The 16,747-nt window shown below is 66.1% G+C and carries 13 protein-coding genes; 6 read left to right on the top strand and 7 right to left on the bottom strand.

What is annotated here, in order from left to right; genetic code table 11:
• Positions 1-24: 24 nt before the first annotated feature.
• On the bottom strand, positions 25-1,554 hold the full coding sequence (locus E3U25_RS02440; protein ID WP_116221295.1) for an ABC transporter substrate-binding protein: 1,530 nt from the start codon (positions 1,552-1,554) through the stop codon (positions 25-27).
• Positions 1,555-1,956: 402 nt separating this feature from the next.
• Here E3U25_RS02440 and E3U25_RS02435 point away from each other — a divergent pair, with 402 nt between their 5' ends.
• The 5 genes from E3U25_RS02435 (at position 1,957) to E3U25_RS02415 (ending at position 8,046) form a co-directional block, all read left to right on the top strand.
• Complete coding sequence (locus E3U25_RS02435; protein WP_116221296.1) at positions 1,957-4,011, top strand: hydantoinase/oxoprolinase family protein; 2,055 nt, start codon at positions 1,957-1,959, stop codon at positions 4,009-4,011.
• Positions 4,012-4,013: 2 nt separating this feature from the next.
• Positions 4,014-5,612: a hydantoinase B/oxoprolinase family protein gene (locus E3U25_RS02430; protein ID WP_116221297.1), complete on the top strand. Its 1,599-nt coding sequence runs from the start codon at positions 4,014-4,016 to the stop codon at positions 5,610-5,612.
• A 72-nt stretch (positions 5,613-5,684) separates the two neighbouring features.
• Positions 5,685-6,479 carry a helix-turn-helix domain-containing protein gene (locus E3U25_RS02425; RefSeq protein ID WP_166435428.1) on the top strand — a complete coding sequence of 265 codons (795 nt, stop codon included), beginning with the start codon at positions 5,685-5,687 and terminating at the stop codon, positions 6,477-6,479.
• 17 nt (positions 6,480-6,496) lie between these two features.
• On the top strand, positions 6,497-7,198 hold the full coding sequence (locus E3U25_RS02420; RefSeq protein ID WP_208021329.1) for an SDR family NAD(P)-dependent oxidoreductase: 702 nt from the start codon (positions 6,497-6,499) through the stop codon (positions 7,196-7,198).
• Positions 7,199-7,209: 11 nt separating this feature from the next.
• Positions 7,210-8,046, top strand: coding sequence for a sulfurtransferase (locus tag E3U25_RS02415; RefSeq protein WP_166435429.1), 837 nt, complete (start codon positions 7,210-7,212; stop codon positions 8,044-8,046).
• A 60-nt stretch (positions 8,047-8,106) separates the two neighbouring features.
• Here E3U25_RS02415 and E3U25_RS02410 read toward each other — a convergent pair whose 3' ends face one another.
• Entirely contained in the window at positions 8,107-9,102 is a 996-nt protein-coding gene (locus tag E3U25_RS02410; protein WP_116221300.1) for a 1-aminocyclopropane-1-carboxylate deaminase/D-cysteine desulfhydrase, read from the bottom strand.
• A gap of 199 nt (positions 9,103-9,301) precedes the next feature.
• On the opposite strand from E3U25_RS02410, the gene E3U25_RS02405 reads away from it, so the two are divergent.
• The gene (locus E3U25_RS02405) at positions 9,302-11,128 is read left to right on the top strand and encodes an ABC transporter ATP-binding protein (RefSeq protein WP_116221301.1); all 1,827 of its coding nucleotides are present in this window, start codon (positions 9,302-9,304) and stop codon (positions 11,126-11,128) included.
• Positions 11,129-11,134: 6 nt separating this feature from the next.
• Here E3U25_RS02405 and E3U25_RS02400 read toward each other — a convergent pair whose 3' ends face one another.
• The 5 genes from E3U25_RS02400 to E3U25_RS02380 are packed head-to-tail and all read right to left on the bottom strand — an operon-like array spanning position 11,135 to position 16,676.
• Positions 11,135-12,082, bottom strand: coding sequence for an ornithine cyclodeaminase (locus E3U25_RS02400; protein ID WP_116221302.1), 948 nt, complete (start codon positions 12,080-12,082; stop codon positions 11,135-11,137).
• A complete protein-coding gene (locus E3U25_RS02395) occupies positions 12,079-13,422 on the bottom strand; it encodes a M20 family metallopeptidase (RefSeq protein WP_116221303.1) in 1,344 nt (447 codons plus the stop codon). The genes E3U25_RS02400 and E3U25_RS02395 overlap by 4 nt, the downstream gene beginning before the upstream one ends.
• A complete protein-coding gene (locus tag E3U25_RS02390; protein WP_036752876.1) occupies positions 13,419-14,339 on the bottom strand; it encodes an ABC transporter permease in 921 nt (306 codons plus the stop codon). Before E3U25_RS02390 ends, E3U25_RS02395 begins: the two co-directional genes overlap by 4 nt.
• A gap of 5 nt (positions 14,340-14,344) precedes the next feature.
• The gene (locus E3U25_RS02385; RefSeq protein ID WP_116221304.1) at positions 14,345-15,184 is read right to left on the bottom strand and encodes an ABC transporter permease; all 840 of its coding nucleotides are present in this window, start codon (positions 15,182-15,184) and stop codon (positions 14,345-14,347) included.
• 4 nt (positions 15,185-15,188) lie between these two features.
• Positions 15,189-16,676, bottom strand: a complete 1,488-nt coding sequence (locus E3U25_RS02380) for an ABC transporter substrate-binding protein (protein ID WP_072463438.1) — start codon at positions 16,674-16,676, stop codon at positions 15,189-15,191.
• Positions 16,677-16,747: the final 71 nt, after the last annotated feature.

Below are 16,747 nucleotides of genomic sequence, written 5' to 3'. Positions count from 1 at the left end.
TCTGGTTATCGGACGCTGGGCCGTTCAGCCCAGCTTCAGCTTGTCGAACAGCACCGAGGAGAACGGAGACAGTTGGTCGGGCAACATGGCGAGATCCTGCACGCTCGCCTTGGCGGCGAAACCCGTCGCGCGATAGCACAGGCCGCAGAAGGTGGTCGCCTCCAGCACCATCTGGTCGGCCCGGCGATAGATATCCACGCGCTTGGCTTCATCCATCTCGCTGCGCCCCTGCGCCAATGCCTCGCCGAGGCCCTCGACCTCGAAATTGCGGCTGCGCAGGTAAGTGGGCGACAGCGAGGGATCGACCAGCGTCGTGACCGCATCGGGGTCGAGGTTGTCCAGCCCGATGCCCTGCACCGCGAAATCGCCCGCGCCCTGGTTGCCAAGGTTCACCCGCGTCGCCCAATCGGGCATTGTCAGGTTGACGGTGATGCCGATCTCGGCCAGTTGCGCCTGCACCAGCACCGCCGTGTCGCGATGCATCGAATATTGCGACGTCGAAAGCAGCGAGACGGTCAAGCCGTTCTCGTGGCCGGCCTCTTTCAGCAACGCCTTGGCGCGTTCGGGGTCATAGCCCCAGAAGGCGGCCTGGTCGTCATGGCGGTAGGGGCTGCCGGCGGCGCGCGGCAGGCCCGTCATCTCGGCGCCGAAGCCGAAGAAGATCGACTTGACGAACTCGTCGCGACGCAGGCCGAAGGCCACCGCCTGCCGCAGGCGCGGATCGGCAAAGACGCCGCCGCCGTTGAAGCTGAGATACATGAAGGCGCCCGCATCGACCTTGTGCAGAGCCAGAGCCGGATCGGCCTCGATCGCGGCCATGGCCGACCAGGGCACATAGTCGATCATGTCCACATCGCCCGCGTTCAGCGCCGCTACCCGGGCGCTTTCATCGACATAGGGCGTGATGGTGATGCCGGCCAGGGTGGGCAGGCCGGGCTTGAAGTAATGCTCGTTCGGCTCCAACTCGATCGAGACGCCCTTTTCCGCATAGGCGATGCGATAGGGACCGGCGCCGATCCCCTGATCCTCGGCATCGGTCGAACCGGCCTTGAGGATCGAGAGGAACGGAAACGTCATCAGCGCCGGCAGCGTGGCCAGCGGTTCATCCGTGGTCAGGCGGAAATTGCGCTCGTCTATGACCTCGAAGCCGGTGACGGGGCGCAGGGCGTCGAACATATAGGCGCCCGAACCGTCTGCCTGGATCTGCTGGAAGGTCCATTCCACATCCTGCGCCGTGACCGGGCTGCCGTCGTGGAAATGCGATTCGCGCAGGGTAAAGCGCCATGTCTCGGGCGTCTCGTTGTCCCAGCTTTCGGCCAGTTCGCCCACCAGCTGCCCCTGCTCGTCGTAGTTGATCAGGGTGCGATTGATCAGCGAACACAGCAGATGCCCCGAATAGCCGACATTCACCCAGGGACGCAGATGTGGCGGATAGGTCGAAAGCCCGACCCGCAGGGTCTGCCCCCCTTGCGCCTGGGCGAAACGCCCGCCAAGCGCCAGCACCGCGCCCGACATCGTGGCGATCTTCAACAAGTTCCGTCTGTTCAATTGCATGACCTTGCTTCCCTGCTGTCGCCCCTGTGCCAGGGCGGTTTTCCAAGGCCCCTTCGACAGGTCCGCATGGGAGGTGCCGCCGGGCTTTCACTGATGGAAGGGTAGCGATTCATTTTTTCCTCGGTCAAGTATATTCCATTTATCAGATGACAATTTGTAATAAATTCTTATTAACAGAATATAATGCATGGTACTGCTCATCTTTTGGGCAGATTCCTGGACTTCATATCCATTTAATTCTTGTAATCAGAATATATTATAGTTTTTATACCTGATTCAAGAATATGATTGACCATGCGAGCGCTCTGTCCTGATATGGCTCCATGTCAAACCAGGGCAGACGGGCCGGCGCCGAGGGGCTGCCGCGCCTGAACGCCTAGCAACGAATGCAGGAAAAAACCCATGACTTGGCGTATCGGCGTGGATTCGGGCGGCACCTTCACGGATGTCTGCCTCTTCGATGACACCTCGGGCGAGGTAACGATCTGGAAAGTCTCATCGACCCCCGACGATCCGTCGCGCGGCATTACGCAAGGGGTAGCCGAAGGGCTGGAACAGGTTTCTGCCAGCGCCGAGACCATCAGCTTCCTGGGACATGGCACGACCGTTGCCACCAATGCGCTGATCCAGGGCCGCGGGGTCAAGACCGGCCTCATCACCACCGACGGCTTCCGCGACTTGCTGGAAATCGGCCGCCAGAAACGGCCCGACCTTTATGACCTGCAAGCCGACAAGCCCGAAACCCTGGTCACGCGCGACCTGAGGCTGGGGGTGGCCGAGCGCGTGCGCGCCGACGGCTCGGTCGAAGAGGCGCTGGACGAAGGCGCCTTCCGCGAAGCGGTGCGGGAACTGAAGGCACAGGGGGTCAAATCGGTCGCGGTCAGTTTCCTCTACAGCTTTCTCAACGACGCGCATGAGCGCCGTGCGGCCAAGATCATCGCCGAGGAGTTCCCTGACGCCTTTACCGCGATCTCCTCCGATATCGCGCCCGAGTTCCGCGAATACGAGCGCCTGTCCACCACGGTCGTCAACGCCTATCTGGGCCCGGTGATGCAGGGCTATGTCCGCGCGCTGAAGAAGAAGCTGACCGATCTGGGCCTGAAGGTCGCGCCGCAACTGACGCAGTCGAACGGCGGCGTGATCGCCTTCGACACGGCGGCGGAAATGCCGGTGCGCACAGTGCTTTCCGGTCCCTCGACCGGCGTGGTCGCCGCGCAGGCCATCGGGCGGATGACCGGCATCGACAACCTGATCACCTTCGACATGGGCGGCACCAGTTCCGACGTCGCACTGCTGTCGGGCGGAGAATGCCGCGTGGTCAACGAGGCCGTGGTCCATGGCTATCCCCTGAAGGTGCCGATGCTGGACATCCATACGGTGGGCGCAGGCGGCGGTTCGATCGCCTATGTCGACAACGGCGGGCTTCTGAAGGTCGGACCGAGAAGCGCGGGCGCCAATCCCGGCCCGGCCTGCTATGGGCTAGGCAATGACGAACCCACCGTCACCGACGCCAATGTGGTCTTGCAGACGCAGAACCCCGAATATCTGCTGAACGGGCGGATGAAGATCGACCGCACCCTGTCCGTGGCCGCGATCCAGAAGCTGGCCGACAGGCTGGGCATGGAGATGCTGGAGACCGCAAACGGCATCCTCGACATCGTCGTCGCCAACATGGCCAAGGCGATCCGGGTGATCTCGGTCCAGCGGGGACATGATCCGCGCGACTATACGCTGGTGGCTTTCGGCGGGGCGGGGCCGGTCCAGGCCGCGCGCCTGGCGCGCGAACTGGGCATGAGCCGGGTGCTGATCCCGCGCACGCCGGGCGTGCTATGCGCGCTGGGGCTGCTGATGACCGACCTGCGCAGCGACTTCTCGGCAACCAGCCTGATGCGACTGGACCAGGCGACGCCCGAACAGGTCCAGGCGATCTTCGACGACCTGCGCGCCCGCGCCCGCGCCTGGTTCGAGGCCGAAGGCATCGCGCATCCCGCCCGTGTCCTGAATCTTGCCGTCGACGTGCGCTATGCCGGACAGAACTATGAAATAGCCGTGGCTCTTCCCGACGGCCCCGTCGACGCCGCAACCTTCGACACCATCCGCGAGGGTTTCCTGGCCGCGCATCGCCAGCTCTACGGTTTCGTGGCCGAGGGCGAGCCGATGCAGCTTGTCACTTTCCGCGCCGCCGCCAGCGGGCTGGTGCAAAAGGCCGATTTCGTGCCCCAGCCGCTGGAAGGCGACGATGCCAGCGCGGCCGTCACCGGCTCGCGGCCCGTCTGGATGCTCGAGGCGCACGATTTCGTCGAGACCACTCTTTACGACCGCGCATTGCTGAAGCCGGGCAATGTCGTCCGCGGCCCGGCGATCATCGACCAGATGGATTCCACCAGCGTCGTTCCCCCCGGCATGGCCGCGACGGTCGATCCCTATCTGAACCTCATCCTGGAGGCAGCCAAGTGAACATGATCCCCCAAGTGAAACTGAACCCGATCACCGTCGAGGTCATCGGTTCGGCCTTCGCCTCGACGGTCGAGGAAATGGGCGAGGCGCTGGTGCGCGCCTCTTATTCCACCAATATCAAGGAGCGTCGCGACTGTTCGACAGCGCTGTTCGACGCCGAGGGTCGGATGCTGTGCCAGGCCGAGCATATCCCCATGCATCTGGGCAGCTTCATCGGCTTCGTCCCCTATGTCCTGCGCCATTTCGGGCAAGACGGGATCCAGCCGGGCGACGTGTTCATGGGCAACGACGCCTATGAGGGGGGAGGCACCCACCTGCCCGACATCGTCCTGGCCGAGCCGGTCTTCGTCGAGGGCAAGCTGGTCGCCTGGGCGATCAACACCGCGCATCATTCGGATTTCGCGGATCGCGGCCATGCACATATCTATCAGGAAGGGCTACGCATTCCGCCCGTGAAACTGTACCGGCGGGGCGAGCTGCAAGAGGACATACAGCGCCTGTTCCTGCTGAACTGCCAGGTTCCGGCAGAGCGCATCTCGGACCTTCGGGCACAGTTGGCCGCAAACCGGCTGGGCAATATTCGCATGACCGAGCTTTGCGGCAAATACGGGCTGGACACCGTGCTGGCCGCAGGTTCCGAATTGATGGACTACGCCGAGCGCAAGATGCGCGCCGGCATCAGCGCGATCCCCGACGGGCGCTATGCCTTCTCGGACGTCTTCGACAGCGAATCGCTGGAGACGCCATTGGAAATGTCTGTGACCATCGAGGTCAGGGGCGACGAGATCGCGCTGGATTTCACCAGCCCGCCGCAGGTCCGCGCCGGCCTGAACGTCGTCTATACCGCACTGCTGGCGACGGTCTATTACGCGGTCAAGACCGTCGTGGACCCGACGGTCCTGCCGAATGCGGGCCTGGCCCGGCCGATCACCGTCACGGCCGGCGAAGGCACGCTGCTGCGCTGCGCCCATCCGGCGGCTGTCGATGGCCGCATCACCGCCTGCCAGCGGGTCGTGGACCTGATCCACGGCGCACTGGCCCCGGTCGTGCCCCACCGTGTCACCGCAGCCTCGAACGGCTCGGTCGCGGTCGCCAGCTTCGACGGGCGGCGCCAGGATGGCTCGCTGTGGGTCTATCTGGAAACGATCGGCGGCGGGTTCGGCGCGCGCCACAACAAGGACGGACTGGACGGCGTGCATGTGCACATGACCAACACCTCGAACCTGCCGGTCGAGGCGCTCGAGAACGAATATCCCATCACGCTCCGGCGCTATGAACTGGTGGACGGCTCGGGCGGGAACGGGCAATTCGTCGGCGGCATGGGCCTGCGCCGCGTCTATCGCGCCGAAAAGCCCTGCCGCGTGCAGGTGATGGGCGCACGCCTGACTTCGCAGCCCTGGGGGCTGGACGGCGGCAATCCGGGCGCCAGCGGCTATTTCACCCTGAACGGCGCGCGCAGCGGGTTCGAGCGCGCGTCCGTGGACCTGGCGCCGGGCGACATTCTCGAGATCGTGACCCCCGGCGCGGGCGGCTATGGCGACCCGGCCCTGCGTGATGCGACATCCCGCGTGCGGGACTTGCGGGAAAAACGCTTTGCATAGAGGCGCAATGCTTGACTTGCCCGCCGTTCCGGCCAAACCCGGATGGCGGGCAGACCTCAGCTGGAGCGACATTTGGCCAGACAATCCTCTTCGAATGCCGGGCGGGCGGCGGAAATCCTGATCCTGCTGGGACAGGCCGACCGCAAGGGCATGGCGCTGGCGGCCCTGGCAGCCGCCACGGGCGAGGCGAAATCCTCGGTCCACCGGACACTGGTGGCATTGGCCGAATACGGGCTGGTCGTGCAAAACGGCAATCGCGGCAATTACATGCTGGGGCCGGCCACCTATGCGCTGGCTCATCGCAGCCTTGGCGTGAACGAGATCGTCGCCACATATCGCCCGGCCCTCATCGACATCACCGGGCGCACCCAATTCTCGACCTATCTCATGGTGCGTTCAGGGCTGGATACGATCTGCCTGGATTACCAGATGGGTCAGATCGTCGCGCAACCCTATGTCTCGGGCATCGGCGGGCGGATCCCGATGGGGGTCGGCATCTCGGGTGTCTGCATTCTCGGCATGATGGACGCACGCAGCCGCGACCGCTGCCTGGACCTGCTGGAGGATCGCCTGGCCCAATGGGATCTGACCCGGCCGCAAATCGAAGCGGAAATAGCCGAGTTTCAGCGCCTGGGCTTCATGCGGGGCATCCGCCGCAGCGCGGGCATCGAAAGTCTGACGCTGACCGTGCCGATCAACAATGACCACCTGCGCGGGATGGAGACCGCGATTTCGCTTCTGGCACCGCTGAACATCCTTGACGCCGCTGGCGAGCGGGCGGCGATCGCCGTCATGCGCGACGCCATCTCGACGGCCGAGCGACATGCCAGTTCCCCGACCCGCAGCGACGATATGTCTGGCAGATGACCCGAATGGAAGAAAGCATGACGCGAACCGTGATGATTTCCGGCGCCTCGCGCGGGATTGGCGCCGCGATTGCGCAACGGATGCAGGCGGCGGGCTGGAATGTCAGCCTCGGCCTGCGCCGTCCCGAGACGGCAGGCCCTGACACGCCGCAGCGCCTTGCCTGCCGCTATGACGCGCTGGAGCCGGATTCGGAGCGCGCCTGGATCCGCGCAACCATCGCCCGGTTCGGCCGGCTGGATGGGCTGGTGCTGAGCGCAGGCATCCACAGCCGCGCCACCGTGCTGGAGGCCGCCGACGAGGAATTCGATCAGTTGATCGCAGTGAACGTGAAATCGCCGATGCGGCTGGCCCGGCTTGCATGGCCGCATCTTGAAGCCCTGCCGGACGGCAAGCCGCATCCTGGCCGGATCGTGCTGATGTCCTCGCTGTCGGGCAAGCGGGTGAAATCGGCAGGTTCGGGCCTTTACGGCATTTCCAAGTTCGCGCTGATGGGACTGGCGCAGGGCCTGCGACAATGCGGGCGCGACAATCGCGTGCGCACCACCGCGATCTGTCCCAGCTTTGTCGCGACGGACATGGCGGCAGGCGTCGTCCAGGACATGTCCGAACTGACCCGGCCCGAAGACATAGCCGCCATCGTGGAAACCGTCCTGGGCCTGCCTCCCACCGCCTCGGTCGCCGACATTCCCGTCCACTGGTCGGTCGAGGATTGCTATTGAGGAACATGGCCATGCGATCATCACCGCTGATCTTTGCCGCCGAGGCGCTGGCGGCGCCGGAAGGAACCGTCTTCGTCGACACCCGCCCCAGGGAGGATTGGGCAAAGGCGACGATTCCCGGCGCCACCTGCCTGAACGTCTACGACTATTTCATCGCCCACAGCGACGAGAGGGGCATTGCCGCGATGGTGGCCGGCGCCCGCGCGGCGTTCCGGCAGCTTGGCCTCGACCGGGCGCCGCTGGTCGTTTTCTTCGAAGAGCAAACGGGGATGCGGTCGCCGCGCGGGCTATGGTTCCATGAGCTTTGCGGCTTCGACGGCGGCCGCATTCTCGACGGCGGGCTGGCTGCCTGGCGCGCGGCGGGCGGTGGGACCGCCGCCGGAGCCGGTGCGACCGGCAGGATCGGCGACGGCGATCCAGCACAGGCAGGCGCCTTTCGCAGCGAACTGGTCGCAGCCACCGAGGAATTGCTGGAGCCGGGTGCGCCGGAGTTGCATGTCCTGGACGCACGCCGCCCAGCCGAATGGGACGGAAGCTATGTCCACGCCTGCTGCGCCCGCGCGGGCCGCATCCCCGGCGCGGACCTGCTGTTCTATGAAGACCTGTTGCAGGACGGCCGCTATCGCAGCCCCGACGATATCCGCCGCATCGCCGCGGCGGCGGGCTTTGGGCCGGGCCAGCGCATCGTCACCTATTGCCACCGGGGTGCACGGGCGGCGACCACGCTTTACGGGCTGCGCTCGGCCGGCTTCGACAATGTCGCCATCCATCCCGGCAGTTGGCACGAATGGGCAGGCGAGCCCGACCTGCCCGCCGTCGAAGGAACCGGCGCCTTCGTCCACCGCTGAGGCGTGGAAGCACGAGGGGTGCCGGAAATGCGGCGCCCCCTCCCCGTCACGATGGCCGGGTCACAGCTTCGCAAGCTGCTCGGCATGGGGATAAAGCGCCGGCGAGCCGCCCGTGTGCAGGAACAGCACCCGCGCCCCCTTCGGAATCGTGCCGTCCTCGACCAGCCCCAGAAGGCCCGCCATGCCCTTGCCGGTATAGACCGGGTCCAGCAGCAGCCCCTCTTGCATGGCCAGCCGCTTGATCGCGGCATTGCCCGCCTCGGAGGGCACGGCATAGGCCTCGCCGAAATAGCCGGTCTCGACATGGATCTCCTCGGGCCGCCACACCCGGTCCAGCCCAACCAGCTTGGCCCCCTCGGTCGCCATCGGCGCGATGCGGTCGGGAAAGGGGACGGCCGAGCCCGAAACAGCGATGCCGATTGCCTTGGTGCCGGGCCAGTATTGCGTCAGGCCGATCTCGATCCCGGCCAGCGTGCCGCCGGACCCGACGGCAGTGACGATGACATCCGGCGCAGGCAGGGCAAGGGCGGCGAATTGCTCGGCCAACTCGCGCACCGCGCTGGCATAACCCAGCGCGCCAAGCGGCGTCGCCCCGCCGACCGGCATGATATAGGGTTCCTGCCCCCGTTCGCGCGCACGGTCGGCATGGGCCTGCATCCGCGGCCCGATCAGGTCGAAATAGGCGTCGGGGTCCAGAAACTCGATCTCGGCCCCGAACAGCCGGTCGAGCAACAGGTTCCCCTGAAAGCCGGACGGTTCATTGCCGCGCAGCACCAGGACCGGGTGCATGCCGAAATGCCGCGCCGCCGCCGCCGTCATGCGGGCGTGGTTCGACTGGTGCCCGCCCGTGGTGATCAGCACCTTCACCCCCCGCGCCACGGCATCGGCCATCAGGTATTCCAGCTTGCGCACCTTGTTCCCGCCGCCGCCGAAGCCGGTGTAATCGTCGCGCTTGACGAACAGCTCGATCCCCAGATCCGCGCCCAGCCGCATCAGCCGCTCCACAGGCGTCGGTGCGAATGCAAGCGGGATCTTCGGGACATCTCCAAGTTTCATCGTGCCATCTTCCTGTGCAGATTGCGTCCTCTTGCGGGGACATGGGCAAGGCAATGCCCCCTGGATGGGAAAAACCTTGCATTGCCTCGGTTATGAATGAAGATATATCATATATTGATATTGGCAAGCCGCTCCGGCCATCGCGTGCATCTCGGCGCGCATCGCTACGGAGCACAGCCAGAAGACGCGAGGAGTGCCGATGACAGACCCCGTGCTTTCCGTCGCCGACCTGCGTGTGGCGTTTCGCGGCCGTCGCGGCTGGACAGAGGTCGTGCATGGCCTGGATTTCGACATCGCCCCCGGCGAAACGGTGGCGCTGGTCGGCGAAAGCGGCTCGGGCAAAAGCGTGACCTCGCTGGCGGTGATGCGGTTGCTGGACCCGGCCGCCAGCAGGATCACCGGCTCGGTCCGGCTGGAGGGGCGCGACCTGCTGTCCCTTTCCGAAGGCGCGATGCGCCGCATCCGGGGCGACCGGGTCGCGATGATCTTCCAGGAACCGATGACCTCGCTGAATCCGTCGATGAAGATCGGCGAGCAGATCGCCGAGGTTCTGACGACCCATCGCGGCATGGACCGGCAGAAGGCCATGGCGGAAACCGTTCGACTGCTGGAGCGGGTGCGCATCCCGGCGGCCAAGCGGCGAATGCTGGAATATCCGCACCAGTCCTCGGGCGGGATGCGGCAGCGCTTCATGATCGCCATGGCCCTGGCCTGCCGGCCGCGCCTGCTGATCGCGGACGAGCCGACCACCGCGCTGGACGTGACGGTGCAGGCGCAAATCCTGGAGCTGATCCGCGAATTGCAGGCCGAAGAGCAGATGGCGGTGCTGTTCATCACCCATGACATGGGCGTCGTGGCCGAGGTGGCGGATCGCACGCTGGTCATGCTGCGCGGCGATGCGGTCGAACAGGGGCTGACCGCCGAAATCTTTGCCCATCCGCAGCAGCCTTATACCCGCGCGCTTCTGGCAGCCGTGCCCCGGCTCGGCTCGATGGCCGGAACCGGCCGGCCGGCGCGATTCCCGCTGGTCGATGCGGCAACCGGCGCGGCCAGTCCCGGAACCGAATTGCCCGACACCCTGCGCGGCACGGCGCCGCTGCTCGAGGTGCGCGGGCTGACCACCCGCTATGATGCCGGCACGGACCTCCCGGGCCGGACGCAGGCGCGCGTTCATGCGGTCGAGAACGTCTCTTTCGACATCCGGCAGGGAGAGACGCTGGCCCTGGTGGGCGAATCCGGTTGCGGCAAATCCTCGACCGGGCGCTCGATCCTGCGGCTGACGCAGCCCTTCTCGGGCTCGGTAAGACTGGACGGGACCGAGCTGCTGGAGCTTGACCGCCCGGCCCTGCGCCGAATGCGGCGGCAGATGCAGATGATCTTCCAGGACCCCTTCGCCAGCCTCGATCCCCGTCGCCGGGTCGGCGATGCCATTGCCGAGCCGATGGTGACGCATGGCCTGGCGCGAGGATCGGAACTGAAGGACAGGGTCGCGGACCTGCTGACGCAGGTCGGGCTTTCCCCCGACATGGCGCGGCGTTTCCCGAACGAGTTCTCGGGCGGGCAACGGCAGCGCATCTGCATCGCCCGCGCCCTTGGCATCGCGCCGAAGCTGATCGTCGCGGACGAGGCGGTGTCCGCGCTGGACGTGACCGTCAAGGCGCAGGTGGTGAACCTGATGCTGGATCTTCAGGCCGAGCTTGGCCTGTCCTATCTGTTCATCAGCCATGACATGGCGGTGGTCGAACGGATCAGCCACCGCGTCGGCGTGATGTATCTGGGCGAGATCGTCGAGATCGGCCCTCGCGAGGCGATCTTTGGAGCCCCCGCGCATCCCTATACCCAGCGACTGCTCCAGGCGATCCCGGTACCCGACCCCGCCCTTCGCGGCAACCGACCCGCCGGTGAGTTGCGCGAGTTGAAAAGCCCCTTGCATCCGGTGGGTTATCAGCCCCCGGCCCGCGAATGGCGCGAGGTCTCGCCCGGCCATCAGGTGCAGGTTGCCGGCCCGGAATGGCAGGCCGCCTGAGCGGGATCAGCCGGGCAGGCGCGTGCCGATCCCCTGCCCCGACGCGGCGCGCAGCAGCCGCGCCGCCAGCGCGATGTCGAAGATGTTCAGCCCGAAGCTCGAAAAATAGACCGACTCGCCCGGCGCGGGCCGCCAGTCGTCGCAAAGGATGGCCGGCAGGTCGGCCGCGACCTGTGCGGGATCGAAAAGCCCCGCCCGATACATCTGGAACAGGCTCTTGGCACTGGTCCGGGCGAACTCGCCCCACAGGTCGCAAGTCACCCGGTCAAAGGCGGCGATGCCCGCGAAGCTCATCTCGTGAAAGCCTATCTGAAGGACCAGCCGGCCGCCGGTCGCCGCTTCGGGACCAAGGAAGGGCTGAGGCGCGGAACTGCACATCAGCACCGCCTCGGCATTCGCGATGGCCTGCTCGTGATCTGGATGGACGGTGATCCCCGCTCCCAGCCGCTCGACCTCGCGACCCAAGCGGCTCCAGACCGCGATCCGCTCAAGGTCCGGGAACAGGGCGCGCAGCATGGCGAGATGCGCCCGCGCCTGCGCACCCGCGCCCAGCAAGGCGATCCGCCGCAGACCGGGCCGCAATGCGCGCAGCACATGGGCCGAAACGGCGGCCGTCCGCACCCGCGTCAGCAGCGCCGCTTCCACCATGCCCAAGGGCCGGGCGGTGGCCAGATCCTCGATCAACGTGGTCGACGTGATGGCCTCGCCGTCCTCGGGTGCCGCGGGCCGATGCACGGTCCATTTGATCCCGGCGGCGGCAAAGCGGCCCCCAAGCCGGGCCGGAAGCCCGTATGCCTTGGCGCGCGGATCATCGCCAAGCGGCAGCACGGATTCGGCAACCATCTCCGCATCGCCCCGACGCAACAGCCGCACAGCCTCGGCCACATCGTCCAGCGCGGCCTGCCAGTCCAGCGCGCCGGCGCGAAGCAGATCCTTGCGTCCCAGCCAGATCATGCCGCCATCCCTTGGATCCATGCCGAGACCGAGGCGATGAAACGGCCAAACCCCTCGATATGCAGGAACTCGTTGACGCCATGCGCATTGCCGCCCCGCCCCGAGCCACCGATCAGGAAGCTTTCGGTATGGCGGCCGAAGGCATAGGCCGGCGCGGCGCCGATCGCCCAGGGCCAGACCTGCGGCGCCGGACCACCGGCATAGGCATCGTGCAGGGCGCGGACGCCGGCAGCGGACTCGAGAACCCGCGCGCCCGGATAGCTGTCATCAACGCACAGCGCAGCCCCGGCAAAGGCAGGCTCGGCGGCCAGCAGGTCGCGAATGCCCGCGACAAGTGCATCCGGTGCAAGGCTGGGCGGGGCGCGCAGATCGAACGCGGCCGTGGCCGCGGCAGGGATGACCGCGTCGCCGGCTACGGGATCGGTCGCCAGCACAGCGATGTTGAAGGAAGCCGTGGTCAGGACATGGCGCAACAAAGCCTCGGGATCGAGGCAGCCGTATCGGGGCCGGGCGAAACAGGCTGCATGCCGGAAGCGCAGTTCGGCCGCAGGATCGAAATCCCGCGCCAGCGCCGCGACCACGCGCGCCGCATCGGCATCCAGATCTATCTGCGCAAGCTCTCCGGTCTCGGGTCCGCCGATCCTTGCCAGCACATCGACCAGAACCCGTGCGGGATTGGCGATCCATGGCGCATTCGAGGAATGGATGGCCCGCGCAGGGCCGCCCCAGCCCCCCGCAGCCACCTCCAGCCTGCCCTTGGCCATGCCGGAAAACCCCAGGTACAGCCGGGGCGGCCCGCCGCCATATTCGCAGAAGGACGGGAACAACGCCCCTGCCGAAGGTCGCAGCGGGCAGTCCGGCGCCGCCAGCCAGCGGCGCAACGCGGGCGAGGCGCGCTCTTCCTGCCCGTCCAGCAGGATTTCGACATTGACGCGCAGCCGGCCGGAGCGCTTCAGGTCGCGCAGCGCGATCAGCATGCCGGCCAGCGGCCCCTTGTTGTTCTCGGCCCCACGCGCGACGAAGGCACGGCCGATACCGGGCATATCCGCGATGCCGCCCGCCCAGGGGTCGTGCAGCCAGCCCTCGGGCGTGGCGGGCATGACGTCGTACATGTTGTAAAGCAGCACCGTGCGGGCCGAGCCGCTGTCGATCCGCGCATGGATCACCGGTGCCGGCTCGGTTTCGGACGGAGAAGAGGACAGCAGCGCCGCGCCCAGTTCGCCGGACAGCCAGGATCGCAACTCGCGGGCCTGCCGCATCTGGCTGGCGGGATCGCCGGCGTGCGATGGGATCGCGCACCAGCGCGCCGTCAGGGCAAGGGCATCATCCAGCGCGCTCACAGCCGGATCCGGGGGTTGAGCCAGGTATAGGCAATATCGACCAGGAAATTGGCTATGACGAAAACGGCGGCGGTGAACAGCACCACCGCCTGCACGACGGGGAAATCGCGGTTCTGGATCGCCTCGACCGCCAGCCTTCCGATGCCCGGCCAGGCAAAGACGATCTCGGTCACCAGCGCCCCGCCCAGAAGCGCCGCGAAATACATGCCCTGCACGGTGATCACCGGGATCATGGCATTGCGCAACCCGTGCCGCACGACGATCCGCCACTGGCCAAGCCCCTTGGCGCGGGCGGTTCGGATATAGTTCTGGCCCAGCACCTCGATCAGCGAGGCGCGGACCAGCCGGGTCATGGCCGACACATAATAGGCTCCCAGCGCGATGGACGGCATGACCAGATGCTGCCAGCCCCCCATCCCCGACGAGGGCAGCCACCGCAGGCGCAGCGAGAAGAGCAGGATCATCAGCAGCGCAAGCCAGAAGACCGGCACCGCCTGCCCCAGCAGGGCGATGACGCGAATGACGAAATCCAGCCCCGAATTCTTGCGCACGGCCGAGACGACCCCCAGCACCATGCCAATGGCCGAGGACCAGATGAGCGCCGAAAGGGCCAAAAGCGCGGTCGCCGGCAGGCGCTCCCACAAGAGATCGGTCGCCGGCCGCTGATAGCGCAGCGACAGGCCCAGATCGCCTTGAAGCAGATTGCCGAGAAAACGCAGATACTGCAGCCAGATCGGATCGTCGAAGCCCATGGCCCGGCGAAACGCTTCGATCTCGGCTTGGCTGGCGTCGGGCGACATCATCAGCGCGGCGGGATCGCCGGTCAGGAACAGCGCGAAAAAGACCAGCGCCGACACGCCCAGCATCACCACCAACCCCTGAAGCGCACGCGAAAGCAGAAAGCGCAGACCCTTCATGGCAGTTACGACATCTTCATATCGGCCCGGCGGACCAGCCAGTCGCCAAGCAGGTTGCAGCCGACCACCACCGCCCCGATCATCAGGCCAGGATACAGCACCAGCCAGTCGGCAATCAGGATGAAGGATCGCCCCTCGCCGATCAGGTTGCCAAGCGTGGGCCAGGGCGGCTGCACGCCGAGGCCCAGAAAGCCCACCGAGGCCTCAAGGATGATGAGGCGCGGCAGGTCCAGCGTCAGCAGCACGGTCAGCGGGGCAACGATATTGGGCAGGACATGGCGGAGGATGATCGTGCCATCGCTCTGGCCGATGGCGCGGGCGGCCTCGACATATTCCAGTTCGCGCACCGCCAGGGTCTGCCCCCGCGCGACGCGCGCGAACACCGCCCAACCCGTCAGCCCCAGGATCGCCACCAGGTTGGCGATGCTTGGCCCAAGGATCGCCACGAACAGCAAGATCAGAAGGATGAAGGGAATCGCCAGCTGGATGTCCACCAGCCGCATGATCAGCACGTCCACCCAGCCGCCGAAATAACCCGCAACCATGCCCAGGATCGTGCCCAGAACGACCGAGATCGCGGCCGAGGCGAGCACGATCCCCAGCGAGATCAGCGTGCCCAAGCCCAGCCGGGCCAACAGATCCCGGCCAAGCTGGTCGGTGCCAAGCGGATGCAGCCCCGCCTCGGTCACCGTCATCGGAGGCTTGAACGTGGCGGTCAGGGTGCCGCGCAGCGGGTCCAGGGGCCAGAACAGCGGCACAAGGATGCTGACCGTCACGACCGCGACGATCAAAAGCACCGCAAACACGGCATCCTCGTTTCCCCGCAGCCTTGCCCCGGTCCACATCCCGTCAGTCCTTCGTGATGTCGAACAGGACGATGCGGGCATCCGGGCGGCCCTCGAAATGCACGTCCGACGCACGGCCCAGCAGTGCGTCCTCGCGGTAAAGCGAGATCAGCGGCACTTCCCTCGCGGCAAGTTCCTGCACCTCGTGCAGCACTTTTTCGCGCGCGGCAGGATCGACGACCTGTCGGCTTTCGTCCAAGAGCCGGTCCAGTTCAGGCAAGGCCGCGCCGGAATAGGGCTCGCCCGAGCGCATGATGGCATAGATCGCTGCATCGGCATCCAGCGTCTGCGTCGAGCCCCAGCCCAGCATGTAGATCGGGCCGTCGAAGGGCTGCTTCTGCGTATAGACCGACCATTCCAGCACCTGCTGGTTCACCTTGACGCCGACATCGCCAAGCTGCTGGGCAATGGCCTGCGCCACCTCGTTGTTCTTCATATAACGGGTTGAGGATTGCATGGTGATCTCGAAACCGTCGGGAAGGCCCGCTTCGGCCAGCAGCTTGCGCGAAAGCTCGGGGTCGTAGGCGGGGACCGGCAGGTCAAGATAGCCGAAATCGCTTTTGCCGACCTGACCTCCGACCGGAGTTGCCATGCCTTGCAGCAGGTTGTCGGTGATCCCCTGGCGGTCGATCGCGTGATTCAGTGCCTGACGCACCTTCACGTCATCCAGTGGCTCCTTGTCCATGCGCAAGCCAAGATAGATCGTCAGGCCGCCATCCTTGACCTGGACAAGCTCCACATCGGGAGAGGCGGTCAGCATCGGCGCCAGATCCACCGGCACGTCCTCGATCAGGTCCACCTCGCCGGTGACGAGCGCGGTGATGCGGGCGGTGCTATCGGGAATCGGGCGCCAGGTCACTTCGTCCAGCGCCGGCTTGCCGCGCCAGTAGTTCTCGTTGGCCGCCAGCACCACCCGCTCATCGGGCACGAATTCCACGAACTGGTAGGCGCCGGTTCCCACCGGCTGCGAGGCGAACTTGGCATCGCCCATCTCCGCTACGTATTTCGGCGGCACGATGTAGGCGGGATAGCGGCTCATCCGGGTCGGCAGCAGGGGATCGGGCGCCGACGTCGTGATGCGCACGGTCAGCGGATCCACCACCTCGACCGACGCGACGGTGCGGATATAGGATATCGCCGGCGAGTTCGCCGCAGGGTCCAGCACGCGGTCGAGGGTGAACTTGACCGCCTCGGCATCGAAGGGCTCGCCATTGTGGAAGGTGACGCCTTCCCGCAGCTTGAATTCCCAGGTCAGATCATCGACAGCGCGCCATTCGGTGGCCAGGCCGGGGACAAGGTTCATCTGCTTGTCGCGCATGACCAGCGTGTCGAAGATGTTGTCCACGATGGTCGCGGCCTCGCGCATGAAGCCCGGGTCCATCGCATTGGTCGAGACGGCGCGGCCGATGACCAGTTCCGTGTCCTGTGCAAGAGCGGGGATCGCAGGGATCGCAAGCGCGACCCCGAGTGTCAGAGCGGAAAGAAGACGCATCAGTTTTCTCCTGTTGGTGGGCCACCCCTTGCCTGACCATCATTCCGGCGGAATCGCCTTTGCGCAAGTGA

Origin of the sequence: Paracoccus versutus (assembly GCF_029909795.1) — a bacterium.
GTDB lineage: Bacteria > Pseudomonadota > Alphaproteobacteria > Rhodobacterales > Rhodobacteraceae > Paracoccus > Paracoccus versutus.
The sequence above is the reverse complement of the archived record's forward strand: the minus strand, read 5'-3'. Positions and strand labels throughout refer to the sequence as shown.